The sequence below is a fragment of the Amycolatopsis eburnea genome (genome assembly GCF_003937945.1).
GTDB classification, from domain to species: domain Bacteria; phylum Actinomycetota; class Actinomycetes; order Mycobacteriales; family Pseudonocardiaceae; genus Amycolatopsis; species Amycolatopsis eburnea.
In genome coordinates this window covers 809,995-834,663 of the sequence record NZ_RSEC01000036.1, presented here as the reverse complement: position 1 = coordinate 834,663, position 24,669 = coordinate 809,995, and the positions used below count along the sequence as shown (strand labels likewise).

24 protein-coding genes are annotated in these 24,669 nt (G+C 70.7%); 6 read left to right on the top strand and 18 right to left on the bottom strand.

Features of this window, described 5'->3' with window-relative positions; translation table 11 throughout:
* Positions 1–187: 187 nt before the first annotated feature.
* Positions 188–472, top strand: coding sequence for a YciI family protein (locus EIY87_RS16630; RefSeq protein WP_125309874.1), 285 nt, complete (start codon positions 188–190; stop codon positions 470–472).
* Here EIY87_RS16630 and EIY87_RS16625 read toward each other — a convergent pair.
* The 6 genes from EIY87_RS16625 to EIY87_RS16600 all read right to left on the bottom strand — a co-directional run bounded on the left by EIY87_RS16625 (position 467) and on the right by EIY87_RS16600 (position 6,346).
* Positions 467–1,528 carry a PDR/VanB family oxidoreductase gene (locus EIY87_RS16625; RefSeq protein ID WP_404800048.1) on the bottom strand — a complete coding sequence of 354 codons (1,062 nt, stop codon included), beginning with the start codon at positions 1,526–1,528 and terminating at the stop codon, positions 467–469. The two genes, EIY87_RS16630 and EIY87_RS16625, sit on opposite strands and share 6 nt — an antisense overlap.
* A complete protein-coding gene (locus EIY87_RS16620) occupies positions 1,525–2,382 on the bottom strand; it encodes a metal-dependent hydrolase (protein WP_125308897.1) in 858 nt (285 codons plus the stop codon). Before EIY87_RS16620 ends, EIY87_RS16625 begins: the two co-directional genes overlap by 4 nt.
* Positions 2,379–3,851, bottom strand: a complete 1,473-nt coding sequence (locus EIY87_RS16615) for a flavin-containing monooxygenase (RefSeq protein ID WP_125308895.1) — start codon at positions 3,849–3,851, stop codon at positions 2,379–2,381. Before EIY87_RS16615 ends, EIY87_RS16620 begins: the two co-directional genes overlap by 4 nt.
* Before the next feature lie 81 nt (positions 3,852–3,932).
* Complete coding sequence (locus EIY87_RS16610) at positions 3,933–4,406, bottom strand: pyridoxamine 5'-phosphate oxidase family protein (protein ID WP_125308893.1); 474 nt, start codon at positions 4,404–4,406, stop codon at positions 3,933–3,935.
* Positions 4,407–4,408: 2 nt separating this feature from the next.
* A complete protein-coding gene (locus tag EIY87_RS16605; protein ID WP_125308891.1) occupies positions 4,409–5,320 on the bottom strand; it encodes an SDR family oxidoreductase in 912 nt (303 codons plus the stop codon).
* A gap of 120 nt (positions 5,321–5,440) precedes the next feature.
* A complete protein-coding gene (locus EIY87_RS16600; RefSeq protein WP_125308889.1) occupies positions 5,441–6,346 on the bottom strand; it encodes an aldo/keto reductase in 906 nt (301 codons plus the stop codon).
* A 62-nt stretch (positions 6,347–6,408) separates the two neighbouring features.
* On the opposite strand from EIY87_RS16600, the gene EIY87_RS16595 reads away from it, so the two are divergent.
* Positions 6,409–7,230 carry an LLM class F420-dependent oxidoreductase gene (locus EIY87_RS16595; RefSeq protein WP_125308887.1) on the top strand — a complete coding sequence of 274 codons (822 nt, stop codon included), beginning with the start codon at positions 6,409–6,411 and terminating at the stop codon, positions 7,228–7,230.
* Between the two features lie 154 nt (positions 7,231–7,384).
* The gene (gene fbaA, locus EIY87_RS16590) at positions 7,385–8,416 is read left to right on the top strand and encodes a class II fructose-bisphosphate aldolase (protein WP_125308885.1); all 1,032 of its coding nucleotides are present in this window, start codon (positions 7,385–7,387) and stop codon (positions 8,414–8,416) included.
* 57 nt (positions 8,417–8,473) lie between these two features.
* On the opposite strand, the gene EIY87_RS16585 is transcribed toward fbaA, so the two are convergent.
* Genes EIY87_RS16585 through EIY87_RS16575 form a run of 3 tightly spaced genes read right to left on the bottom strand, consistent with a single transcriptional unit; the run spans position 8,474 to position 10,341 of the window.
* Positions 8,474–8,878, bottom strand: a complete 405-nt coding sequence (locus EIY87_RS16585) for a type II toxin-antitoxin system VapC family toxin (protein ID WP_191984124.1) — start codon at positions 8,876–8,878, stop codon at positions 8,474–8,476.
* A complete protein-coding gene (locus tag EIY87_RS16580) occupies positions 8,871–9,146 on the bottom strand; it encodes a type II toxin-antitoxin system Phd/YefM family antitoxin (RefSeq protein ID WP_125308883.1) in 276 nt (91 codons plus the stop codon). The genes EIY87_RS16585 and EIY87_RS16580 overlap by 8 nt, the downstream gene beginning before the upstream one ends.
* 22 nt (positions 9,147–9,168) lie before the next feature.
* Complete coding sequence (locus EIY87_RS16575) at positions 9,169–10,341, bottom strand: hypothetical protein (protein ID WP_191984123.1); 1,173 nt, start codon at positions 10,339–10,341, stop codon at positions 9,169–9,171.
* A 220-nt stretch (positions 10,342–10,561) separates the two neighbouring features.
* Here EIY87_RS16575 and EIY87_RS16570 point away from each other — a divergent pair, with 220 nt between their 5' ends.
* Entirely contained in the window at positions 10,562–10,972 is a 411-nt protein-coding gene (locus EIY87_RS16570; RefSeq protein ID WP_125308879.1) for a DUF3151 domain-containing protein, read from the top strand.
* Positions 10,973–11,034: 62 nt separating this feature from the next.
* On the opposite strand, the gene EIY87_RS16565 is transcribed toward EIY87_RS16570, so the two are convergent.
* The gene (locus EIY87_RS16565; protein ID WP_125308877.1) at positions 11,035–12,249 is read right to left on the bottom strand and encodes an alpha/beta fold hydrolase; all 1,215 of its coding nucleotides are present in this window, start codon (positions 12,247–12,249) and stop codon (positions 11,035–11,037) included.
* Positions 12,250–12,337: 88 nt separating this feature from the next.
* On the opposite strand from EIY87_RS16565, the gene EIY87_RS16560 reads away from it, so the two are divergent.
* Positions 12,338–12,982, top strand: a complete 645-nt coding sequence (locus EIY87_RS16560) for a TetR/AcrR family transcriptional regulator (RefSeq protein ID WP_125308874.1) — start codon at positions 12,338–12,340, stop codon at positions 12,980–12,982.
* Positions 12,983–12,994: 12 nt separating this feature from the next.
* Here the strand turns inward: EIY87_RS16560 and EIY87_RS16555 are convergent, their stop codons facing one another.
* The 4 genes from EIY87_RS16555 to EIY87_RS16540 form a co-directional block, all read right to left on the bottom strand.
* A complete protein-coding gene (locus EIY87_RS16555; protein WP_404800047.1) occupies positions 12,995–14,164 on the bottom strand; it encodes a GGDEF domain-containing protein in 1,170 nt (389 codons plus the stop codon).
* Between the two features lie 318 nt (positions 14,165–14,482).
* Positions 14,483–15,742, bottom strand: a complete 1,260-nt coding sequence (locus tag EIY87_RS16550) for an MFS transporter (RefSeq protein ID WP_125308872.1) — start codon at positions 15,740–15,742, stop codon at positions 14,483–14,485.
* Positions 15,743–16,061: 319 nt separating this feature from the next.
* Positions 16,062–17,207: an LLM class flavin-dependent oxidoreductase gene (locus EIY87_RS16545; RefSeq protein ID WP_125308870.1), complete on the bottom strand. Its 1,146-nt coding sequence runs from the start codon at positions 17,205–17,207 to the stop codon at positions 16,062–16,064.
* An 84-nt stretch (positions 17,208–17,291) separates the two neighbouring features.
* Positions 17,292–17,573: a hypothetical protein gene (locus EIY87_RS16540; RefSeq protein ID WP_125308868.1), complete on the bottom strand. Its 282-nt coding sequence runs from the start codon at positions 17,571–17,573 to the stop codon at positions 17,292–17,294.
* 169 nt (positions 17,574–17,742) lie between these two features.
* On the opposite strand from EIY87_RS16540, the gene EIY87_RS16535 reads away from it, so the two are divergent.
* The gene (locus EIY87_RS16535; RefSeq protein ID WP_125308866.1) at positions 17,743–19,623 is read left to right on the top strand and encodes an FAD/NAD(P)-binding protein; all 1,881 of its coding nucleotides are present in this window, start codon (positions 17,743–17,745) and stop codon (positions 19,621–19,623) included.
* Between the two features lie 32 nt (positions 19,624–19,655).
* Here the strand turns inward: EIY87_RS16535 and EIY87_RS16530 are convergent, their stop codons facing one another.
* From EIY87_RS16530 to EIY87_RS16515, 4 genes are read right to left on the bottom strand one after another with little or no spacing between them, the layout of a single operon-like run.
* Positions 19,656–21,206, bottom strand: coding sequence for a dipeptide ABC transporter ATP-binding protein (locus EIY87_RS16530; RefSeq protein WP_125308864.1), 1,551 nt, complete (start codon positions 21,204–21,206; stop codon positions 19,656–19,658).
* The gene (locus EIY87_RS16525) at positions 21,203–22,042 is read right to left on the bottom strand and encodes an ABC transporter permease (protein ID WP_225439901.1); all 840 of its coding nucleotides are present in this window, start codon (positions 22,040–22,042) and stop codon (positions 21,203–21,205) included. The genes EIY87_RS16530 and EIY87_RS16525 overlap by 4 nt, the downstream gene beginning before the upstream one ends.
* Positions 22,035–22,988: an ABC transporter permease gene (locus EIY87_RS16520; protein WP_125309862.1), complete on the bottom strand. Its 954-nt coding sequence runs from the start codon at positions 22,986–22,988 to the stop codon at positions 22,035–22,037. Before EIY87_RS16520 ends, EIY87_RS16525 begins: the two co-directional genes overlap by 8 nt.
* Positions 22,985–24,592 (bottom strand): ABC transporter substrate-binding protein, encoded by a 1,608-nt coding sequence (locus EIY87_RS16515; RefSeq protein ID WP_125308862.1) that lies wholly within the window; start codon positions 24,590–24,592, stop codon positions 22,985–22,987. The genes EIY87_RS16520 and EIY87_RS16515 overlap by 4 nt, the downstream gene beginning before the upstream one ends.
* Between the last annotated feature and the right edge of the window lie 77 nt (positions 24,593–24,669).

Genomic DNA, 24,669 nt, shown 5'->3' with positions numbered 1-24,669 from the left:
CTCCGACCCCGGTTTGCACGGTGCGTCGCGTCAGCAGGTTCACGGTATTCACAGCGCTCACACAGGTACTGACGCACGCCCAGCCTATCGGGTTGGCCCTCCGTCGCCACAGGTCGGATGCTGGGACACGACTGTGACACGGGTAGCGTCGGTGGCGTCCCGCCCGCGCCTGCCACCGGAGATCCACATGGCCTGGTACCTCGTCGAAATCACCTACGTCCAGGAGAAGCTCCAGGAGGTGCGGCCGCGGCACCGCGAGTTCCTGGGCAAGCTGGCCGAGCAGGGCCGCGTCGCGGTCGCCGGCCCGCTGGGCGACGGCACCGGCGGCCTCACGCTCTACCAGGCCGACGACGAGGCGCACCTCAAGGAGACGATCGACCAGGACCCGTACTTCCTGGAGGGCGTCGTCGCCGAGCGCAGCGTCCGCGAGTTCAAGCCGGTGATCGGCGCCTGGCTGCCCGAAGGGTCATAGGTCGAGCACCGCGGGGCCGCGGTCGACGCAGATCCGCATCGATCCGCCGTCGGCCGTCGGCACCGCGCAGGTCCCGCAGAAACCCTGGCGGCAGGAGTACGGCGTCCCCGGCCGGGCGGCCAGGAGGACGTCCAGCGCGCTGCGGTCGCCCGGGACGTCGAGCACCTGCCGCGACCGGCGCAGCGTCAGCCGGAACGGCGCCCCGGAGACGATCGGCGGCGGCGCGAACCGCTCGAAGTGCACGGCTTTCGCGCTGGTCAGGGTCAGGTCCACGCGCACGCCGGTGATCATCGGCACCGGACCGCAGCAGTACACCGCCGCCCCTTCGGGCAGGTCTTCCAGCAGTTCCGCGCCCGACGCCGGGATGCCGTATTCGGTGTCCGGGCGGATCCGCACGCGCTCGCCGTCCGGCAGCTCGTCGAGGAACGGCATCGATGCGCGGCTGCGGCCGGTGTAGACCAGCCGCCAGTCGGCGCCGCTCGCCGCCGCCGCGCGGACCATCGGCAGGATCGGCGTGATCCCGATGCCGCCCGCGATGAACAGGAACGGCCCGGCGCCGACGAAGGGGAACGCGGTCCGGGGACCCCGGACGGTCACCCGCGTGCCCGGCTCGAGCGCGTGGACCTCGCCGGACGCGGCGCCGATCTTCCGCACGGCGATGCGGTAGTGGCCGGTTTCGGCCGGGTCGCCGCACAGCGAGTACTGCCGCACCAGCCCGGACGGCAGCACGAGATCGACGTGCGCGCCCGGCCGCCAGCGCGGCAGCGGGGAGCCGTTCGCGAGCCGCAGGCTGACGACGTCCTCGGCTTCGGTGCGGACGCTCTCGACGACCAGCGGCAGGTCCCGGTCGACCGCGCGCACCGGCGGCCGCCGCTTCCCGCTCCAGCCCGACATCCGCCGGTAAACACCCACCACGCCGACCAAAGTGGACAGCAGGAGGTCGGTCCGCCCGCTGCCGTCCAGCCGGACCGGCCGCCCAAGCCCCGCACTTTCACGTGAAAGTGCGGGGCCCAGGTGGGCACTTTCACGTGAAAGTGCGGGGTCCGGCTTGGTCACCCCGCTGCCTGGGCGGCCGGGGAGCTGGCGAGGTACGCCACCGCTTGGTCGGTGTTCCCCGTCTCCGTCGGGTGGTACGACTTCCGGAAGTACGGCCGGATTTCTCGCAGGAGCTGACGTCCGGTCGGCAGCAGACCTCGGCGAGCGGCCCGGCGGTAGGCCCGCAGGGTCGCGCGGCCGGGGCGGGTCGGGTCGTGGCGCATCAGGTACCGGGTGCCGCGCGAGAAGACCCACGCCAGCACCGGCGTCACCGCCGCCATGCTGCGCACCCGGCGCGTGTACCGGCCGTCGAGGTGCATGAACAGGTCGAACGCGACCGACCGGTGCTCGACCTCTTCGGCGCCGTGCCAGCGCAGCAGGTCCAGCATCACCGGGTCGGCGCCCGCCTCTTCGAGGGGCGCGTCGAGCACCCACTGGCCGAGGAACGCGGTGTAGTGCTCGATCGCGGCGACGATCCCCAGCCGTTCGACCAGCCACTCCTCGGCCTTCGCGCCGGTCAGGTCGCGGTCGCCGAGCAGCTTCCGGAACAGCCACTCCATCTGGGCGATGAACGGCCGCACCGGCACGCCGGCGGCCTCGAGGTGCGCCGCGGCGCCGTCGTGGGCCTCCGCGTGCACCGCCTCCTGGCCGATGAAGCCGAGGACGTCGGCCTTGAGCCGCTCGTCGCGGATCAGCGGGACCGCCTGCTTGAACACCTCGACGAACCACCGCTCGCCTTCGGGCAGCGCGAGGTGCAGGACGTTGATGGTGTGCGTGACCTGCGGTTCGCCGGGGACCCAGTGCATCGGCAGCGCCGCCCAGTCGAACTTCACGTCCCGGGCGTGCAGCACGAGCTGTTCGTCCGGCGAGGTCATGACGCGCGGCCGGACAGCTCGTAGTCCGCCGGGTCGACCTTGCGCGTCTCCAGCCAGTAGCGCCAGGTGAAGCCCGGCCAGATCGTCCGGTTCACGCCCTTGGCGTCGAGGTACCAGCTCTTGCAGCCGCCCTGCGTCCAGACGCCCTTGACCAGCTTGTCCTGGATCTCCCGCTGGAACTTGTCCTGCACGCTCGGCCGCACGTCGAGCGCGGCGGCGTCGCGGGAGTCGGCGAGCTTGATGGCGTCGACGACGTACTTCGACTGCGACTCGATCATGAACACGACGGAGTTGTGGCCCAGCGCGGTGTTCGGCCCGAGCAGGAAGAACAGGTTCGGGAAGCCGGACACGGTGATGCCCTTGTGCGTCCGCATCCCCTCGGCCGCCCACTCCTTGGCCAGGTCGCGGCCGTCGACACCGGTGATGTCGAGGTACTCCAGCGCGTCGGTGACCTTGAACCCGGTGCCGTAGATGATCGCGTCGACCTCGTGCTCGACCCCGGCGGCGTCGACGATCGAGTGCGCCTTGACCTCCTTAATCCCGGACGTGTTCACGTCGACGTTCGGCCGGTTCAGCGCCGGGTAGTAGTCGTTGGAGATCAGGACGCGCTTGCAGCCCATGGTGTAGTCCGGCGTGACCTTCTTGCGCAGCGCGGGGTCCTTGATGCCCTTCGCGATGTTGCGCTTCGCGATCAGCTCGCCGGCCTTCATGATCGCCGGGTGGCCGTTGAAGCCGATGGCGCGGGCTTCGAGCAGCCAGTACAGCGCGTTGCGGTAGGCCCGCTGGGTGCCGGGGACGCGCTTGAACAGCGTCTGCGCCCACGACGGCATCGCGTGGTCGGGCTTCGGCATGATCCACGGCGGCGTGCGCTGGAAGAGCGTCAGCTCGGCGACGTCCGGGGCGATCTTCGGGACGAACTGGACGGCGCTGGCGCCGGTCCCGACCACGGCGACCCGCTTGCCGCGCATGTCGTACTCGTGGTTCCACTGCGCGGAGTGCCAGGTCTGGCCCTTGAACTTCGCGATCCCCGGCAGCTCGGGGACCTGCGGGATGTGCAGGCCGCCGACGCCGGAGACGAGGAACTGCGCGACGAACTCGCGGCCGTCCTTGGTCGTCGCCGTCCAGCGGCGCTCGCGCTCGTCCCAGTGCGCGCCGGTGAGCTCGACGCCGAACCGGATCTTCTCGCGCAGCCGGTACTTGTCCGCGACGCCCTTGAGGTACTCGAAGATCTCCGGCTGCGGCGAGAACGACCGCGACCAGTCCGGGTTCTGCTCGTACGAGAACGAGTACATGTGCGACTGCACGTCGCACGCGCACCCGGGGTAGGAGTTGTCGCGCCAGGTGCCACCCACCTCGGTGGCCTTCTCCAGGATCACGTAGTCCCGGATGCCGGCCTTTTCGAGCTGGATCGCCTGGCCGAGCCCGGAAAACCCGGTGCCCACGATCACGACCTTGAACCGCTCGGTCATCTGTCGGCCTCCGCTGCTTCGAGGATGCTGCCCAGATGACGTTACCTCAAGTAACAGTTACTTGGAAGTACTCCCTACCGATCAGTACGTCCCGCCGAGCTTGCCGTGGTTCCAGCTGGCGACCTTGGTCGGCCGGAAGATCAGCCCGATGCGCTTGGGGGCCTGACCTGCGATGAAGGCACGCAGCTCGTCGGGCACCGGGTCGCCCGGCTTGGCGCCCGCGTACCGCTGCATGAGCTCGATCCCCATCCGGGTGACTTCGGCGGTGTCCTCGACGATCTCGACGTCGGCCTCGAAGGAGACGCCGCGGAGCTTCTCGTAGGTGTCGCCGTCCTCGACGAGCACGGTCGCTTGCGCGAGCCGGCGCAGGTTCTTGGCCTTCTGGGACGTGCCGTACGTCCAGGTCGCGACGCCGTCCTCGTGCGGGAAGTACCAGAGCGGCGCGAGGTGCGGCCGCCCGTTCGGGCCGACGCTGGCGACGTTGATGACCTTCTGCTCGGCGAGGTACTCGCGGACCTCGTCCTCGGTCATCCGGATCTGGTCACGACGGGACATCTTCACCCCTTGGTGGCGGCCCGGCCGCCGTGGCCGGTGACCGCCGACTCGAACGCGCCGCGGGCCTCGATGTCGGCGAGCGCGGCCTTGTCCGCCGAAGGTACCCGGCTGCAGGAGCCGATTTCGATGATCGGCGGCAGGAACGCGCGGAGCAGCTTCAGCCCGCCGACCCAGCGCGGCACGTGGATGGTCCGGGCGCGCTTGAGGATGCCCGCCTCGAGGTCGTCCAGCGCGGTGTCGAGCGGGTAGGTCTTGCCGATCAGGCCGGGCATCGACGCGCGGAGCTTGCCGAACACGGGGTGCGCGTCGGCGCTCTCGACCAGGTCGGTGCGGATCCACGTCGGGTGCGCGACGCCGACCTTCACGCCCAGGTGGGCGACCTCGGCGCGGAGGCTGTTGGAGAAGGCTTCGACGCCGGCCTTCGCGGCGGCGTAGTTGGCCATGCCCGGCGCGTGCGTGATCGCGGCGAGGCTGGAGATGGCGAGCAGGTAGCCCTTGCGCTCGATGACGTGCGGGAGCGTGACGCGGAACGTCCGCCAGACGCCGAGGAGGTCGACCTCGATGACCTTCTCGAACGCGGCGCGGTCGACCGAGCGGACGAAGCCCGCGGTCGCGATGCCGGCGTTGGCGATGACGACGTCGATGCCGCCGAAGTGCTCGACGACGCCCTTGGTCGCCTGCTCGAGGGCGTCCCAGCTGGTGACGTCGGCTTCCCAGGCGTGCGCGTTCGGGCCGATCCGGTCGGCGACCTTCTGCTGCTCTTCGGCTTCGAGGCCGACGAGGGCCACCTTCGCGCCGCGGGCGGCCAGGCGCTCGGCCAGCCCGGCGCCGATGCCGCGGGCCGCGCCGGTGATCAGCACGACCTTCCCGTCGACCTTCTTGGTACCGCTCAGCAGCGAAAACGGGTTGGCCACGGTGCCCTCCTAGATGTCACGTGAGGGCACCGTACCTCACCTTACCCGCAGTAAGCTACCCAAGAGTAGGCGCCACTTTCGGTGAGAAAGTTGCGTCGTCAGGGCCTCGGTACGCATCTTTCATAGGGAAAGTGACGCTACTTCGTCTGGAGTCAGGTCGAGGGTGACCGACGCGATCAGGTCGGTGAGCTGCTCCGGCGTGCGGGCGCTGGCGATCGGCGCGGCGACCGTCGGCTGCTGCCGCAGCCAGGCGAGCGCGACCGTGGCGACCGAGACGCCGTGCGCCTGCGCGACCTCGTCGAGCTCGGCCAGGACGCGCTCGCCGCCGTTGTCCAAATAGGACTCGGCGCGGGCGGCCCGCGGGCTGCCGGTCACGGCGCCCTTCGTGCGGTACTTGCCGGTCAGGAAGCCCTTCGCGAGGGAGAAGTACGGCAGCGTGGCCAGGCCTTCGCGCTCGACGAGCGGGGCCAGTTCGCGCTCGTAGTCCCGCTCGACGAGGTTGTAGTGCGGCTGCAGCACGGCGTACCGCGCGAAGCCGTTTCGGTCCGAAATGGACAGTGCTTCGCCGAGCCGCTCGGCGCTGTAGTTGGACGCGCCGAGGTAGCGGACCTTGCCCGCGCGGACCAGGGCGTCGAACGCGCTCAGCGTCTCCTCCAGCGGGGTGTCCGGGTCGTCGACGTGGGCGTAGTAGAGGTCGATGTGGTCGGTCTGGAGGCGGCGCAGCGAGTCCTCGGCCGCGGCCTGGATGTTCTTCGCGGACAGGCCCGGGCGGCCCTCCCACATGCCGACCTTGGTCGCGACGACGACGTCGTCCCGGTTGCCGCGCGCGGCGAGCCAGTCGCCGAGGATCTCCTCGGAGCCGCCGCCCCCGCCGTAGAGGTCGGCGGAGTCCACGAAGTTGCCGCCGGCGGCGGCGTAGGCGTCCAGGACGGCGAAGGACTGGGGCTCGTCGGCCGTCCAGCCGAAGACGTTGCCGCCGAGGTTGAGCCCGTACACGTCGAGGTCGGTGTTTCCCAGCTTGGTCATGCCTTCGACGGTAGTTCGCGGATCCGGGAGGAAAATCGCCGTCCCACGCGTTGGAGTGTTCCATGGCAATCGAACTCGGCAAGCTCGGTATCTGGCGGCACTACTCGGGCGTCGACGCGCAGTTCGCGGCGGAGGCGGAGAAACTCGGCTACGGCGCGATCTGGCTGGGGGCGTCCCCGAGCGGCGACCTGTCCTACGTCGACGACCTCCTCGCGGCGACGGACTCGCTGGTCATCGCGACCGGCATCGTGAACATCTGGCAGGACGAGCCCGCGGACATCGCCCGCGTGTACGAGCGGATCGCGGGCAAGTACCCGGACCGCTTCCTGCTCGGCGTCGGCGCGGGTCACCGCGAAGCGACGAAGGAGTACAAGAAGCCGTACACGGCGCTGGTCGACTACCTGGACGGCCTGGACGCGGCCGGCGTGCCCGTCGAAGGCCGCGCGCTGGCGGCGCTCGGCCCGAAGGTCGTCAAGCTCGCCGGCGACCGCACGGCGGGCGCGCACCCGTACCTAACGACGCCGGAGCACACGCGCGAGACGCGGGAGATCCTGGGCGAGGGCAAGCTGCTGGCCCCGGAGCACAAGGTGGTCCTCGGCACCGACGCCGCCGAGACCCGGGCGATCGGTCGCAAGACCGTCAAGTTCTACCTCGGCCTCTCGAACTACGTCGCCAACCTGCGGAAACTCGGCTTCACCGACGAGGACCTCGAGGGCGAGGGCAGCGACCGCCTGGTCGACGCGCTGGTCCTCCAGGGCGACGCCCCGACCGTGGCTCGCGGCGTGTCGGCCCACCTCGAGGCGGGTGCCGACCACGTCAACATCCAGGTGCTCAACGAGGACCCGTGGCCGGCGTACCGCGCGCTGGCCGCCGAGCTGCTGTGATCTCCGTCCGGCCGCCGGTTCCCCCGGCGGCTGGACGCCCTCCTTCTGAACCGATTCGACGTGCGGGGAAGTTTCTGCGCGGGGACCGGTGTGCGACGGCGGTACACCTCGTACGATGCGGTCGGGACCCACCCCGTGCCAAGGAGGAGTAACGATGCCCATCGCCACCCCCGAGGTCTACGCGGAGATGCTCGACCGGGCCAAGGCGAACGAGTTCGCCTACCCGGCCATCAACGTGACCTCGTCCGAGACCGTGAACGCCGCCATCCGCGGCTTCGCCGAGGCGGAGAGCGACGGCATCATCCAGTTCTCCACCGGCGGTGCCGAGTTCGCGTCCGGCCAGAAGGTCAAGGACATGGTCACCGGCGCCACCGCCCTGGCCGAGTTCGCCCAGGTCGTCGCCGCGAAGTACGACGTCAACGTCGCGCTGCACACCGACCACTGCCCCAAGGACAAGCTCGACGGCTTCGTCCGCCCGCTGATCGAGATCTCCGCCGAGCGGGTCAAGAACGGCCAGAACCCGCTCTTCCAGTCCCACATGTGGGACGGCTCGGCGATCGACCTCGACGAAAACCTCGAAATCGCGCAGGAGCTGCTGGCCAAGACCGCCGCGGCGAACATCATCCTCGAGGTCGAGATCGGCGTCGTCGGCGGCGAAGAAGACGGCGTCGAGGCGGAGATCAACGAGAAGCTCTACACCGCCGAAGGCGACTTCCTCAAGACCATCGACGCCCTCGGCGCCGGCGAGAAGGGCCGCTACCTGCTCGCGGCGACCTTCGGCAACGTCCACGGCGTGTACAAGCCGGGCAACGTCAAGCTCCGCCCGGACGTCCTCAAGGGCGGCCAGGAAGCCGCGGCCAAGAAGCTCGGCCTGGACGCCGGGTCGAAGCCGTTCGAGCTGGTCTTCCACGGCGGTTCGGGTTCGCTGCCGGAGGAGATCCGCGAGGCGGTGTCCTACGGCGTGGTGAAGATGAACGTCGACACCGACACCCAGTACGCCTTCACCCGCCCGATCGTGGACCACTTCTTCAAGAACTACGACGGCGTCCTGAAGATCGACGGCGAGGTCGGCAACAAGAAGGTCTACGACCCGCGTTCGTACCTGAAGGCGGCCGAGGCCGGGATGGCTCAGCGCGTCGTGGAGGCCTGCCAGGCCCTGGGCTCGGCGGGCACGAAGCTCAAGTAGGTCTCTTCGCGCGAAGGGGCCGCACTTTCACGTGAAAGTGCGGCCCCTTCGTCGTGTTCAGACCTCGACGACTTCCAGCAGGCTCTCGAGGCCGCGGAAGTCCTTCGCGTTCCGGGTGTACAGCGGCAGGCCGCGCACCGAGGCGATCGCGGCGATCATCAGGTCCATTTTGCGTGGTCGCGGGTCGCGTCCGGTGGCGAGCACCATCGCGACGAACGTGCCGTACCGGGTGGCCGCGTCGCCGTCGAAGGGGAGCGGGCTGAAATCGGTGATCGCCGCGCCGAGCTTTTCGGTTCGCGAGGCACGCAGCGCGGAGTCCTTGGCCACCACGACGCCTTGGTGCAACTCGGCCATCGAGATCGCGGTGAGCTCGGTGACCTTCGGCAGCTGTGCCGGTTCCAACAAGTTCAAGTCTATGTACACGCAGGTGTCGAGCACGCCCGCATCGCGCTGGTCAGCCACGCGACCGGTCCCAGGGGTCGTCGTCGCTCAGCCGATCATCGCCGAAGAACTCGTCGATGTCCCTGCGCATCTCCGTCGCGTCGACCCGGGGCATACGGCGGTGCTTGGCGACCAGCTCCTCGGTGGTGAGCCGACGCCGCGGGGCCAGGGGGCGAAGTTCGGCGATCTCCACGCCGTTGCGCGTGACGTGGAAGGTCTCGCCGGCTTCGACCGCGTCCATGATCGCGGCGGAGCCGTTGCGAAGCTCCCGCTGGCTGATGATCTTCATGAAGCAAGTGTAGCACCTGGTGCTACGCGGTTACCCGGCTCGCGGTCCACCGCCGGGAAGCCGGGCCGGCCGCCGCCCACAAGACGAACACCCCGACCAGCACCGCCAAAGCCGTCCAGTACGCCACCGGCGGCGCCGACTCCGTGTGCGCGTCGCCCAGTACCCACGGCCGGAACTGCGACTGCACCCACAGCGCCCCGAACCCGAACGCCGTCACCAGCAGCGCGCCCGCGCCGGCCCGTACCGCACCTGAGCCGAGAGCGAACGCCAGGTCCACCGCCAGGCCCACGAACAGCAGGTAGAACGGCACCGTCGACACCGGGAAACCCAGGCCCAGCAGCAGCGGCCACATCACCGACCGGTACGCCACGTACGCCAGCGCCACCGAGGTCGCCGCCCAGCGGAAGCCCAGGGTGCGACGCGCCAGGACCAGGATCAACGCCATCACGCCGATGCCCCACAACGGGTACACCCACGATGGGATCGGCATCGTGAAGTGCAGCACCGCCGTCCGGTCGACCGGGTGGCCGATCTGGTTGGCCGCGAAGTCGAGCAGGGACTTCTCCGCCTCCGGCTCGCCGCGCTCCCACGCGCGCAGGCCGAGGATGCCGTACTCCTGCTGGCCGTTCGGGAAGAACGTGTTCTCCAGGAAGAACGCCCACAGCGCGAGCAGCACGCCGGTGCGGAAGCGGCCCGGGGGCGCGTAGCGCAGCCAGCCCAGCAGCACGCCGGCCTGCATGATGCCCGTGCCCAGGTACAGCATCATGTGCGACGGGCTCCACGCCGTCAGGTCGAGGCCGTTGACGCGGTGGTTGATGACGTCCAGCGGCGCCGCGACCAGGAACACCAGCAGGCCGATCTGCATCAGCCGCAGGGACCGCTTGTCGCAGCCCAGGCCCGTGTAGCTGTGGATCGCCACCAGCACCACGATGATCACCGTGCCGACGGTGTTGATCAGGTGTGGCGGGGCCAGGTCGTCGCGCAGCCACATGAAGTGCCACGACATGTCCCACGACGAGCCGAGCAGCTTGAACGCGAACGCCGCCAGCCACATCCCGTAGCAGAACCGGAGCACCCAGTCCGGCGTCGGCTGCCCGGGGGCACCGCGGTGCCAGTGCCGCGTGAAGAACAGCCGCGTCTTGCCGATGGGGCTGCGCGGGATCACGTCCACCGGGACGTCGACTGCCTTGGCCATGCCGGACATCATGGCCGGTCATGGTCACGAGCGGGCTAAGACCGCCGAAAACCGGGGTTCACCCGTAGGGGTGGCCGATTTGCTTCCGGCGTGCGGAAGTTGGCATGGTGTGCCGCCATGATGCCGAAACGAGTCGTGGCCGCCGTCCTGATCGGCGCCCTGGTGCTGGCCGGTGGCGGGGTGCTCGGAGCCCTGCTCTTCTGAGGGCAGAATGGGCGGCATGACGCACAACCTGCTCGGCCCCGAGCCGACGCTGCTGCCCGAGCACACCGCCGCCCAGGCCGCGCTCGACGCCGGGAGCGACCCGGCCACCGTCGCGGCCGAACACCCCTACTACAGCGAGGCGTGGGCGTCGCTGGCCGAGAAGGCCTTCGAGGCGGGCGAGACCATCGCCGCCTACGCGTACGCCCGCACCGGCTACCACCGCGGGCTCGACCAGCTGCGCCGCGCGGGCTGGAAGGGCTTCGGCCCGGTGCCGTGGGCGCACCGCCCCAACCAGGGCTTCCTGCGCTCCCTCGCCGTGCTGGGCAAGGCCGCCGGCAAGATCGGCGAGACCGAGGAGTACGACCGCTGCCGGACGTTCCTCGCCGACTCCGACCCCGCTGCCGCGGAAGCCACCGGCCTCAAGTGACGCCAACTTCGTGAAGGCCACCTTGAGGAACGTAGAGTTCCTCAAGGTGGCCTTCACGAACGTCAGAACAGGCCGCAGTTGGAGAGGGCCGGGAGGCCGGCGAAGCGGCCTTCGAGCCACGCGAACGCCTCCGGGAACGCCCGCACCGCCGCGAGCACGTGCGTCGGCACCAGTGACGTGCTGAACTGCACCTTCACGCCCTTGCCGCACCACGTCCGGCCCAGGTCGCGATCCTGGGCGTAGGGCACGATGTCGTCGAGCGCGCTGTGGACGATCAGCACCGGCACCGCCGGCTTGAGCGCCCCGATCTTCTGCTCCGCCACCCGCGACGCGTACGGCTCCTCGCCGAGGTACGCAGTCAGCGAGCGGCCGTCGTTGGTCAGCGTCGAAGACTGCGTGAACGCGTGCGCCGCGACCGCCTCCACCGTGCACTCGGTCCGGACCTGCTCGAACAGCTGCTTGCCGCGCGCGTTGAGCAGCGCCGGGATGTTCAGCTCCGGATACGCGTAGTTCATGCTCACCAGCGCGAAGCCGAGGAAGCCGACCGCGTAGTGCCCGTCGAGGTTCTTGGCCACCGAAGCCAGGTCCGCCGGCACCGCGCCCGCGTACGCGCCCTTCAGCTTCAGCTCCGGCGCGTAGCTCGGCTGGAGTTCCGCCGCCGCGGCCGACGCGCCGCCGCCCTGGGAGTAGCCCGCGATCGCGACCGGGCCGTCGTCCGGCAGCCCGGCTTCCGGCAGCCGCTGCGCCGCGCGGACCGCGTCGAGCACCGCGTGCGCCTCCGCCGCGCGGTTGACGTACGTGTGGTCGCCCGGTGTCCCGAGTCCTTCGTAGTCGGTGACGACGACGCCGTAGCCCCGCGTCAGGAGCCCGGCGATGAACGGGCCTTCGTACTCGAAGCCGGCGGCAAGCGCTTTCGACGGCGCGCAGTCGTCGCCCTCGCCCTGCGTGCCGACGGCGTAGGAGACGATCGGGCGCGCGCCGGCGCCGTGCCACGCCGACCGCGGCGTCAGCACCGTGCCGGTGACGGCGATCGGCGAGCCGTGCGTGTCGGTGCTGCGGTACATGATCCGCTGCACGTCCGCGTCGGCCTTGATCAGCTTGATCGGGTCGATGTAGAACGTCGACGCTTCGTGGCGGATGACGTCGCCGTTGCTGCCCGCCGGAAGCGGTGAAGGGGGATCGTAGAAGGACGCGGCGGAGGCGCCGGGTGCCAGCAGTGCCAGCACGGAAACCGTGGCGACGGCCGCGGCCAGGGCGCGGCGGGGGAAGATACGCATGCTTGCTCCTCGTTGAGCAGGACGAGTGCGCGGGGAACACCTTTTTAGACAGAGGTGTCGGAAAAAGAATCACGTGAGGTGGACCACCATGTCAAGCCCCGCTCCGCGTGGGCGGCCGCGCAAGCTCCCGGTCGGGGAGCAGCGCGCCCGCGTGCTGGGCGCCACGGCGCGGGTCGTCGCGCAGCACGGGATGCAGGGCGCCACGATCGAGCAGATCGCGCGCGAAGCCGGCGTCTCGCGGCAGGCCGTCTACGAGCAGTTCGGCGACCGGGCGACGCTGTTCGCAGAGGTCGTGGCGGCCACCGAGGAAAGCGCCTTCGCCGCCATCGCGGGCCCTTCGGTGGCCGACGAGCAGCCCGGGCTGCGGGCCTGGGCGCGGGCCAACTACGCCAACATGGTCACCTTCGTCGCCGACCACCCCGAGGGCTACGGCGTGCTCCGCGCGGCCGAGCGCGCGGGCGACCCTGCCCTCACCCGGTTGAGGGAGAGGCTGGCCGTCGTCTACGCCGAAGCCAGCCGCAAGCGGTGGGCCGCGCACGGCATCGACTCCGGCCGCGCGGACCGCGCGCTCGTCACGCTCTTCTTCGCGATGACCGAGTCACTGGTCCAGGCCACCTGGGACGGCGAACCGCCGGACCAGGACGCCTTGATCGACTTGCTGACCGAGTTCACCGTCGGCGGCGTCGCCCGCCTCCAGACCAAGGCGAGCGACGTCATCGACCGGCTGCGCTGACTCCGACGGCAGCTAAGCGACGGCCATCTCCGGGAGCGCGACGGAGCCGACCACCCGGTTCCGCCCGCCGTGCTTGGCCGCGTAGACGGCGGCGTCGGCGGAGGACATCACTTCCTCGATCGACGACCCGTCGAGCGGGTACGCGGCGACGCCGATGGACGCCGTCTGGCGTTCGATGTCGACCGCCGTGCCTTCGTTGGTCTTCGTGCTGATCACCAGCTCGCTGACCCGTTGCCGGATCCGCTCGGCGGTGACGATCGCGTCCTCCTTGGACGTCGCGGGCAGCAGCGCGACGAACTCCTCACCGCCGAACCGCCCGACCAGGTCGTGCGCCCTGGTCTCCTGCTTGACCACGGCCGCGACCGCCTTGAGCACGTCGTCCCCCGCGAGGTGCCCGTAGGTGTCGTTGATCCGCTTGAAGTGGTCGAGGTCGATCATCATGGCGCCGAAGCTGCCGTTTTCCCGCTCCGCGCGCGAAATCTCGCGCTGCGCGCCGTCCTGCCAGGTGGTGGCGTTGAGCAGCTGCGTCTTCTGGTCGGTCGTGGCGAGCTCCTCGAGCCGCTTGATCAGCACGGACCGCTGCAGCACGTAGAGCGGCAGGATCACCAGCACCGACAGCAGCGGCTCGGTGGTCAAGACCATCACCAGCAGGCCGCCGACGCACAGCGTGGCCAGCTCCAGCAGGTTGTCGTCCATGTTGCCGAGGCAGCCTTCGGCGGTCGCCTTCTCCGGCGCGGCCAGGTACAGCCCGAGCCCGGTGAGCGCGGTGTTGGTGGCGAAGAAGGCGATGGCGGCGAGCGCCACGGCGGTCATCCCGTGCCCGTGCAGCGCCTGCGCGACGAAGTTCGCGGCGAACCCGGAGAGGATCATCGTGGTCGCGTTGGCCGCGACGCGGTGAAATTCACCCGGTCGGAAGCCGGACCAGCTACGGAACGCGAGGTAGACGTACAGCACCGTGCCGAGGACGGCCACCAGTTGCGGCGGCACGAGCAGTCCGGCGGGCAGCAGCCAGACCGAAGTCATGTTGATGTGCGGCCCGTTGCTCAGGATCCGGCGCTGGCGCTCGATGCGCCTGCTGACCTCGGTCTGGGTCACCGCCAGGGCGGTGAGCAGCGCGAACGTCCCCAAGTTCGCGAGCGTGACCGGAATCGTGAGCGTGGCCGCGGTGGTCCAGGCCAGCATGACGGCGATCGCGGTGAGCGTGACGGCGACCCAGGCCCGTGGCCGCGACCACAGTGCCCAGTCGGCAACACCACGAACCGAGGCTTGTCCAGACCGTTCCCCCGATGTGACCATTTTTCCCCCAGCCCCTTGCGCAGGTGATCAGTGACAATCTACTCACGGACAGTTTCAGACCGTTTGCCAGCTGTCCACAAGGGCTTTCGGTGTGTACTTTTTGGTTGACACCGGAACGAGAGGTGGCCAGCGATGCGCGGCAAAGATCAGTGACCGCACAGCGCACCGCAAGGTCGCGCAGGTCGGGCCCACGCGCGGGGCATGTCAAGCATGTTCGGCGCGTGCGGCTTCTTTGTCGTGCCACCGGCCGGGTTCCGCCGATAACGATCGGGCCCACAGCGCCGCCAGCGGCAGGGTGAGCACCACTCCCACGATGCCGAAGATGCCGACCGTGCCGTGCGGGGTCAGCTGATCCGCGAGCACGCCGCCGATGAGCGGGCTGATGCCCATCATCGTGGTCAGCCCGGTGTTGGACAGGCCCATCACCTGCGCGCGCTGCTCGTCGGGCACGGCCAGGGTCAGCGACGCGGTCGCCTGCAGCAGGCAGACCGTGCCGAACCCGCCGGATACGATGAACAGGACGATCGAGAACACCGGGCCGGGGTTGAGGAAGCAGAGCACCAGCGGCACCGCGCACAGCGCCGCCAGCGGGCCGATCAGCTTCGGCCGCAGGTGCGCGGGCACCCAGCGCGTGTAGGCGAAGGTCGCGATGACGCTGCCGATCGGGTCGGCCGCCAGCAGCAGGCCGATCGCTTCGGGCCCGCCGCCCGCCGCCGCGACGTACGGCGCGGCGATGCCCTCGTAGACCGGCAGCAGCCCCATCAGCCAGGTGAACAGCACGAGCGTCCGCAGTGGAGAGCTGGCGAACGCGGTCCGGCCGCCGCCGCCCAGCGTCGCGAAGAACGACTTGCGCTGCTCCCCGCTCGCCGCGGCCGGCCGGGCGCGCAGGCCGAAGCGGACGAACGCGGCCGAGAGCAGGAAGGTGGCGGCGTCGATGGCGAGCGCGACGTGCGGGTCGAGGGCGATCAGCAGCGCGCCGCCGCCGGCGAACCCGAGCAGCTGGGCGCTCTGCACGGTCATGCTGCGGATGCCCATCCCGACGACGAACCGGTCGCCTTCGAGCACCTGCGGCAGCAGCGCCAGCTGGGACGCCTTGAACGGCGGGTTGACCAGGGACACGCCGCCGACGAGCACGCACATCAGCCAGAACGGCATGCCGGGCAGCGCGACGAGCAGGATCAGCGCGGCGCGCAGGAGGTCGACGAGCACCATCACGGTGCGGCGGGGGAAGCGGTCGGCGAAGCCGGTCAGGAAGATGCCGCCGAGCAGCGACGGGGCGTAGGTCAGGGCGTACGTCAGGCCGGTCAGGGTCGCCGAGTTGGTGCCGGTGAAGACGAGGATGGACAGCGCGACCCTGGCCAGCTGGTCACCGGCGATCGACAGCAGCTCGCCGAACCACAGCGCCCGGAACTCGGCGATCCCGAACACCTCGCGGAACGTGACCCGATCCGGCGGTGCTGCCATGCGTTTTCTCCCGACCTCTTGTGCAGACCGCGTCAGTCCCATGACTGCTGGTGACGAGACGACCAGCCGGTCATGGGGCAGTCACGGTACGTGAGTTACCCCAGCCAGTGTCCCGTGACTGTTGGTGAATCTCTAGGTTCTTTCGCTGGTATCCAAGGTGTCACGGAGCTTTCCCGAACGGATCAGACGATAGCCCGCAGTGTCTGACCGGTGGCTCAGGAGTCACCAATGGATCATTCCGCACCCGATGGCCGGAGGACCAGAGGCAAAAGTAGCCACCTCGCGTTCGCGAGGTGGCTACCTGGGGCGCAGGCGGCGGTCAGCCGTCGATGGTGAGGGCGTCGTCCCGTGGTCCGCGGGCCGCGATCGCGGCGCGGGCGACGTCGCGCTTGGCGACCTCCTCGCGGACGATCGGGATGACGTAGCGCCCGAAGTCGATCGTGTCGCCGAGCATGTCGTAGCCGCGGGCGGAGAGGATCTCCACGCCGAGGTCGTAGTAGTCGAGCAGCGCCTGCGCGACCGTCTCCGGGGTCCCGACCAGCGCGTTCGAGTTGCCCGCGCCGCCGGTCGCGGCCGCCGTCGGGGTCCAGAGCGCGCGGTCGAAGCGCTCGCCGTTCGCCGCGATCTCCAGCAGCCGCTGCGATCCGGTGTTCTCGGGCTCGGTGAGCTTGTGCCGCCGCGTCAGCGGCCGGCCGCCCTTGGTGCGGTCCTTGATCGCGCCCACCGTCGCGTGCGCCTTTTCCCAGGCCAGCTCCTCGGTCGGCGCGATGATCGGCCGGAACGCGACCTGGATCCGCGGCACGTCGGTGCGGCCGGCGGCCAGCGCCGCGGCCTTGACCGACGCGATCTGCTCCGCGGTCCGGTCCAGCGGCTCGCCCCAGAGGCAGTAGATGTCCGCTTCGGCGCCACCGGCGGCGTACGCGGCCGGCGACGACCCGCCGAAGGACACGCCGGGCCGGGGCTGCTGGACCGGCTTGACGTCGCTGACGTAGTCCGCGAAGCGGTAGTACTGGCCTTCGAAGCTGAAGGGCTCGTCGGACGTCCACGCCTTCTTGATGATCTGGATGGCTTCGCGGGTGCGCCCGTAACGCTCGTCCTTGCTGAGGTAGTCGCCTTCGCGCTGCTGCTCGTGGTCGTTGCCGCCGGTGATGAAGTGGACCGTGAGGCGGCCGTCGGAGATCTGGTCGAGCGTGGCGAACGTCTTCGCGGCGAACGTCGGGTACGAGACGTTGGGGCGGTGGGCGAGCAGGATCTGCAGCTTGTCGAGCTTCGTGGCGACGTACGCGGCCGCCTGCGCGGGGTCCGGCGAGCCGGAACCGTAGGCGAACAGCACCCGGTCCCAGCCGAAGTCCTCGTGCGCGCGGGCCAGGCGCAACGTGTACTCCTTGTCGAACACCCCGCCCGTGCGGGCGTGCGTTTCGGACCCGTCGTGCGTGCCCCCGATGCCCAGGAATTCGACCGGCATACCGTCCTCCAACCCTCGCGCCCCCTTTTCCAGGGCTACGCCGGGCGCACGGGGGTGGCAACGACGTCCGCAGGGTGGAACGCCTCACCGGTGCCGCTCGATGACGTCGATCGACGCGCGGACCTGCTCGAACGTCGGCGGGGCCGCCCGGTTGAACACGACGGTCAGGGACCGGCGCGGGATCACGACGAACTCGACGTCGACCCCGGCCGCCTCCGCGGCGGCCTCGACGACGTCCTGCCAGTGCTCGGGGTCGATTTCGCCGGCCCATTCGTGGGCGAGGATCGCCCAGTTCCCCCGGCGGAGGGTGTCGACCACGTCCTGCGCGGTGTGGACGCGGTGCGGTGGACCGATCTCAGCGGCCACGTCTTCGACGGCGGGGCGGTGCGGCTGAGGCCCGGGCGCCTGGGTGGACGAGGGACAACTCGGCTCCTTCCGTCGGCGTGCCGGGGATTCGGAGCCGGTGGCCCGGGTGATTGGTTCCGCTCTGTGGGAAGGCCGTTTCCCGCCACAACCCCGGCGTAGCTTCGGGTTCGTGGCCGATTCCCCGCCGTTCACCCTTGCCGTCGTGGGCGCCGGACCCCGTGGGGTCGGCGTCCTCGAACGGCTCGGCGCGAACGCGGCGGAACTGCTCGGCGGCCGCCGGCTCGAGGTGCACCTGATCGACCCCTTCCCGCCCGGCCCCGGCCGCGTGTGGCGCTACGACCAGTCGCCGCTCCTGCGCATGAACTCCATGCCGGAGGACGTCACGATGTTCACCGACGAATCGGTGCAGATGACCGGCCCGGTGCGCCCGGGCCCGACGCTGCTCGACTGGGCCCGCAAGGTCCGCGACGGCGGCCTCGACGCCGAGGTCCCGCCCGATGTCGCCGCCGAGCTGACCGCGCTCGACCCGTTCGACTTCCCCACCCGGCGCCTGCAGAGCGCCTACCTGACCTGGGTCTACCGGAAGATCGTCGAGGACCTCCCCGACGGCGTCGACGTCGTCGAGCACGCCGCGCGGGCGGTCGGGGTGGACGGGTACACCGTCAGCCTGTCCGACGGGACGGCCGTGCGGGCGGACGCCGTGGTGTTCACCGTCGGGCACCTCGACGCGGAACCGGACGACCGCGAGCGCGAACTGGTGTCCTTCGCCGCGCGGCACGGGCTGGCCTACTACCCGGCCGGCTACACCGCCGACGTCGACTACTCCGCCATCGCGCCCGGCGAAACGGTGCTGGTGCGGGGGTTCGGGCTGGCGTTCGTCGACCTGATGCTGCTGCTCACCGAGGGCCGCGGCGGCCGCTTCGAGGAGCTGGCCTGCGGCGGCCTCCGCTACCACCCGAGCGGCGCCGAGCCGGTCCTGCACGTCGGCTCGCGGCGCGGGGTCCCGTACCACGCGAAGATCGGCTACCGGCTACGCGGGAAACCGGCGCGGCTGCCCAGGTTCTTCGACGCCTACGCCATCGACGAGCTGGCCGGCGCACCCGGCGCGCTCGACTTCCGCACCGACGTCTGGCCGTTGATCGCGAAGGAACTTGCTTGGGGCTACTACACGGAGCTGTTCACCGGCCACCCGGACCGCGTGCGCCTGGACTTCGCGGTGTTCGCCGACGCGTTCGCCGACCTGGCCTGGGATTCGCCGGGCATGCGCGACCTCGTCGAGCGGGCGGTGCCCGCCGAAGCGGACCGCCTCGACCTCGACCGCGTCGACCGCCCGATGGCGGGCCGCGTGTTCGGCACGGCCGAGGAGTTCGGCAAGGAGCTGCGCGAATACATCGAGGGCGACCTGGCCCGCCGCGCCGATCAGGAGTTCAGCGCCGACCTGGGCGCGTTCGCGGCGTTGCTTTCGGTGTACAGCCAGCTGCCCACACTGGTCCACAAAGGACGTCTGGACGCGGCGTCCCAGGTGTCCGATATGGACGGCTGGTTCCACGGCTTCTTCTCCTACTACGCCAGCGGTCCGCCACCGCGTCGGCTGGAGGAGCTGCTGGCGCTGCACGACGCGGGGATCGTGTCCTTCGCGGGCGCGGAGATGGCGGTGTCGGCCGAGCGCGGCACTTTTGCCGCCTCCAGCGCCAGTTTCCCGGGAACGGTCGAGGCCCGGACGCTCGTCGAGGCGCGGCTGCCGGGCCCGAGCGTGACCCGCGCGGCCGACGGCCTGCTCCGCCAGCTGCGCGACGCGGGCGAGCTGGCCGAAGAGACGGTGGCGGACCCGGTCACGGGCGCGCGCCTGCCGTCCGGCCGCATCCACACGCGCGTCTCGGATTCCCGCCTGCTCGACGGCACCGGCCGGCCGCACCCGCACCGCTTCGCCGTCGGCCCCCACACGAGCGCCCGCTCGGCGGCGGCCTTCACGCGGCCGCGGACGAACGCCTTGTCGTTCCGGCAGAACGACGCGGTCGCGCGCGAGATCCTGGCGCTGGTCAACCCCTGACCACCGGGGCGATCTGCCGCACCCACTGAACCTCAGCCCACCTCCTGCACCGAGCGCCCGGGAATCGCGGCCAGCAGCTCCTTCGTGTACTCCGCCTCCGGCTCCGCCAGCACCCGCGCCGCCGCCCCCAGCTCCACCAGCACTCCCTCCCGCATCACGCCCACCTGGTCCGCCAGCTGCCGGACCACCGCCAGGTCGTGCGAGATGAACAAGTACGACAACCCCAGCGACGACTGCAGCTCCGCCAGCAACGCCAGGATCTGGGCCTGCACCGACACGTCCAGCGCCGACACCGGTTCGTCGCACACCACCAGGTCCGGGCGCAGCGCCAGCGCCCGCGCGATCGCCACCCGCTGGCGCTGACCACCGGACAGCTCCGACGGTTTCCGGCGCGCCACCGACGACGGCAACGCCACCTGGTCGAGCAGCGACGGCACCGAAGTGCGCGGGAGCCCGAACGCCCGCAGCGGCTCCGCGACGACGTCCTCGATCGAAAACTTCGGGTTCAGCGACGCGTACGGGTTCTGGTACACGATCTGCATCCGCCGCCGCAGCCGGCGCAGCTCGGGGCCGCTCAGCGCGGTGATGTCCTGGCCGTCGAACGAGATCGAGCCCGCCGACGGGGTTTCCAGGCGCAGGACCATGCGCGCCGTCGTCGACTTGCCGGAGCCGGATTCGCCGACCAGGGCCAGGGTCTGGCCGCGGGGGATGTCGAACGAAACGCCGTCGACCGCGCGGATGCCGCCGTCGAACGTCTTCGCGAGGTCGCGTACCGAGACCAGGGCCTCGGCCGCGGGTGCGGGTGGGCGGGAAGGGCTGGACAGGCTCGGTGCGGCCGCGATCAGCTGCCGCGTGTACGGGTGCGTCGGCGCGCTGACGACCGACGGGCCCTCTTCCACGACCGAGCCCTCCGACAGCACCACCAGCCGCGACGCGCGGTCGGCCGCGACGCCGAGGTCGTGCGTGATGAGCAGGATCGCCGTCCCGGACTCCGCCGCCAGCGCTGTCAGGTGGTCGAGGATGTGGCGCTGCACCGTCACGTCCAGCGCCGACGTCGGCTCGTCCGCGATGATCAGCTTCGGCCGCCCGGCCAGCGCCGCCGCGATCAGGACCCGCTGCCGCAAGCCGCCCGACAGCTGGTGCGGGTACTGGCGCGCTCGCACGGACGGCGACGGCACGCCCGCCCGCTCCAGCAGCTCGATGGCCTGCAGCGGAGCCGATCGCCGGTCCGCGAGGCCGTGGATCTTCAGCACCTCCGCGACCTGGTCGCCGATGCGGTGCACCGGGTTCAGCGACACCGCCGGGTCCTGCGGCACCAGCGCGATCTCGCGCCCGCGCACCGAGCGCCACTGGCGGGACGACAGCGAAAGCAGGTCCCGGCCGTCGAACGTGATCGAGCCGCCGTCGACGCGGCCGCCGCGGGGCAGCAGGCCGATCGCCGCGTGCGCCGTGGTCGACTTGCCCGAGCCCGACTCGCCGACGACGGCCACCACTTCGCCCGCGCCGACGTCGAAGCCGACGTCGCGCACGGCGGGCACCCCTCGGTACGACACGGCCAGGTCCGAAATCCGCAGCAGGGTCATCGGTCTCCTCCGTCCAGCGCGCGGGACAGCCGGTTCGCGGCGAGGACCACCGCCGCGACCGTCAGTCCCGGGAACGTCGTCATCCACCAGGCCGTGGCCAGGAAACTGCGGCCGCCCGCGACCAGCGAGCCCCACTCCGGGGTCGGCGGGGTCGCGCCGAAGCCGAGGAAGCTCAGCGCCGACACCTCGAGCACCGCGGTGCCCAGCGTCAACGTCGCCAGCGCGAGCACCGGGCCCGCCGCGTTCGGCAGGACGTGCCGCAGCAGCACCCCCGACCAGCGCACGCCGGACGCCCGCGCGGCTTCGACGAACACGCCGGTGCGCACGCGCAGCACCTCCGCGCGCATGACCCGCGCGAAGGAGGCCAGGTTCGCGATGCCGACGGCGATCGCGACGTTCGTCGTGCCGAAGCCCAGCGCCGTGACCAGCGCCAGCGACAGCAGGATCGGCGGGATGGCCAGGAAGACGTCGACCACCCGCATGATCACGGTGTCCGCCCAGCCGCCGCGGAACCCGGCCAGCAGGCCGAGTGCCGAACCGGCCACCAGCGCCACGAGCACGGCGATCGCGGTGGCCCGCAACGAGAGCGACGCGCCGTGGATCACCCGCGCGTAGACGTCGCGGCCGGTCTCGTCGGTGCCGAACAGGTGCCGCAGCGACGGTCCCTGCAGCCGTTCGGCGGGAACGCCGGTGATCGGGTCGTGCCCGGTCAGCAGCCCCGGCACGAAGGCCGCGAGCAGCACGACCGCGAGCACCGCCACCGCGAGCACCAGCCCGGGCGGGAGCCGCACTTTCACGTGAAAGTGCGGCTTCGGGGTCAGGGCGAGGTCAGCCACGGGCCACCTCCGGGGTGGGGGCGATGCGCGGGTCGAGCAGCGGGTAGAGCAGGTCGACGACCAGGTTGAGCACCACGAACACCAGCGCGGCCAGCACGATCACCGCCTGTACCACCGGGACGTCCTGCGCTGTGACGGCGGACGCGGTGACCCGGCCGACGCCGTCGCGCGAGAACACCGTCTCGGTGATCACCGAACCCGCCACGAGGTTGCCCGCGACGACCCCGGCGACGGTCAGCGTCGGCACGGCCGCGTTGCGCAGCAGGTGTCCGAAGTGGACGCGCCAGCGGCTCGCGCCCTTCGCCGCCGCGATCTCCGCGTACGGCTGTTCCTGCTGCGTCGCCAGGCTCTTGGCCAGCACCTGCCCGATGATCGCGCCGGTCGGCAGGGCGAGGGTGAGGGCCGGCAGGAGCAGCGCCGCGAAGCCCTGCGTGCCGAGCGCGGGCAGCAGCCGCAGGCGGAACGAGAAGAACTGGATCAGCAGCAGCCCGACCCAGAACGGTGGCAGCGAGATCGCCAGCGACGGCAGGGACAGCAGCGCCTGCCGTAGCCAGCGGAACCGCGTGAACGTGCCGAGGAACGCCGAGCCGCCGCCGAACAGCACCGCGAACACCAGCGCCAGCCCGGTCACCGCGAGCGTCGGCGGCAACGCCGTCACCACCATGTGCGTGGCGTCGTCGCCGGTCGCGACGCTGCGCCCGAAGTCGCCGTGCAGCGCCGAGACCAGCCGTTTCAGGTACTGCACCGGCAGCGGCGAGTCGAGGCCGTACTCCGCGCGGGCCGCTGCGACCTGCTCCGGCGTCGTCGACGCCCCGGCCTCGCCGCCGGCGAGCTTCGCCGAAACGGCGTCGCCCGGCAGCAGGTAGAGGATCAGGAACGACAGCGTGAACGCCGCCCACAGCACGAACACCGCCTGCCCGGCGCGGCGGAGGAGGTAGCGCCTCACGAGAGCCACGCGTCGAACAGCTGCAGCCGCGACGACGCCTCGAAGTCGACGGCGTGCGCCTTCGAGCTCAGCGCGACGACCTGGGTCAGCTCGAACACCGGGACCGCGTAGGCGTGCTCGATGATCAGCTTCTGGGCCTCCTCGGCCGACGGCTTGCGCTTGGCACTGTCCACTGTGGACGACTGGGCGTCCAGCGCCACGTCGAGGGGGTTGCCCGGGGTCAGCCTGCTGCGGTTGCCGGCCTTGGTGGAGAACTGGCCGCGCAGGATGTCCGGGTCGGCGCGCGTGACGTTGTACCAGAGGAAGTCGTAGTTCCCGGACAGCTGGATCTGCGTGGTTTCCGCCGTGGTGTGCTGCTCGATCTTCAGGTCGAAGCCGATCTTGCGCAGCTGCTGCTGGATCAGCTCCAGCACGCTGCGGTTCTGGTTGAACACCGGCGAGAACACGACGGCCGCGCTCAGCCGCTGCCCGTTCTTGACGCGGATCCCGTCGGCGCCCGGCACCCAGCCGTCGCCGTCCAGGAGTGCCGCAGCGCCCTTCGGGTCGTGTGCGAGCTGCGCGGACAGGTCGCTGACCAGCGGCGTCGCCGAGCCGAGGATGCTGGTGGCGGCCTTGTAGTTCGGCGTCAGCACGGTGTTCACCACCTCGGCGCGGTCGACGCCCTTGAGCACGGCCTGGCGCACCTTCTCGTCGGTGAGCACCCCGCGGGTGGTGTTGGCGTGCAGGTTGAACACGACGCCGGGGTTCGGCCGGACGTTCTCGCTGAAGCCGTTGCCGGTGAACTGCGGCTCGTCGACCGGCTGCACGTCGGTGATCGCGTCGAGCTGGCCGGACGCGAGGCTGCCGGTGCGGACGCCGGGCTCCGGCACGATCTTGTAGTCGATCTTGTCCAGGTACGCCTCGCCCTGGTGCTTGAACAGCGACGAGCCCCAGGCGTACCCCTTGCGCTTGGCCAGGACGATCTCCTGGTTCTGCTTGAAGCTCTCGAAGACGAAGGGGCCGGAGGCGATCAGGCCGTCGCCCTGGCAACGCTGTTCCGGCGTCTTCTTGAACGCCGCCGGCGCGAGAACGCCGAGCGACACGGTCGAGCTGGCCTGCAGGAACTGGGCGCTGGGCGCGGAGAACTCGAGGCGGACGGTCTGCGGGTCGACCACGCTGGAGCCCTTGTACGCGGCGAGGTAGCCGTAACCGAGCTGGGCCTTGGTGCCGAGGGCCTTGATGCCGTCGAAGCTGGTCTTCACCGCGGCGGCGTCGACCGGGGTGCCGTCGGAAAACGTCGCGCCGGACCGCAGGTGGAAGGTGAACGCCGTCGAATCGGCGTTGCTCTCCCACTTCTCGGCGAGCCACGGCTTGATCTCGCCGGTCTTCGGATCCTGGTCGGTGAGCGAGTCGACGAGCTGACGCGCGACGTTGACGGACGCGTTCGTGGCGACCTGCTGCGCGTCGACGCAGTCGGGCGCGGACGAGATGCCGAGCCGGAGCACGCCACCGGATTTCGGCGGCCCGGAAGCGGCTTGTTCGGTGCCCGCGGCGGCGCAGGCGGTCAGCAGAACGGGCAGGGTGAGCAGGGCCGCGGCGTTGCGGGCGCGGGGAAGCAGGGACACCGGACGGCCTCCAGCGGGAGTGGTTGCGTCTTCAACCGCCGACGCTAATCTCGCGCTGAAGGCCGTCCCAGCAGGCG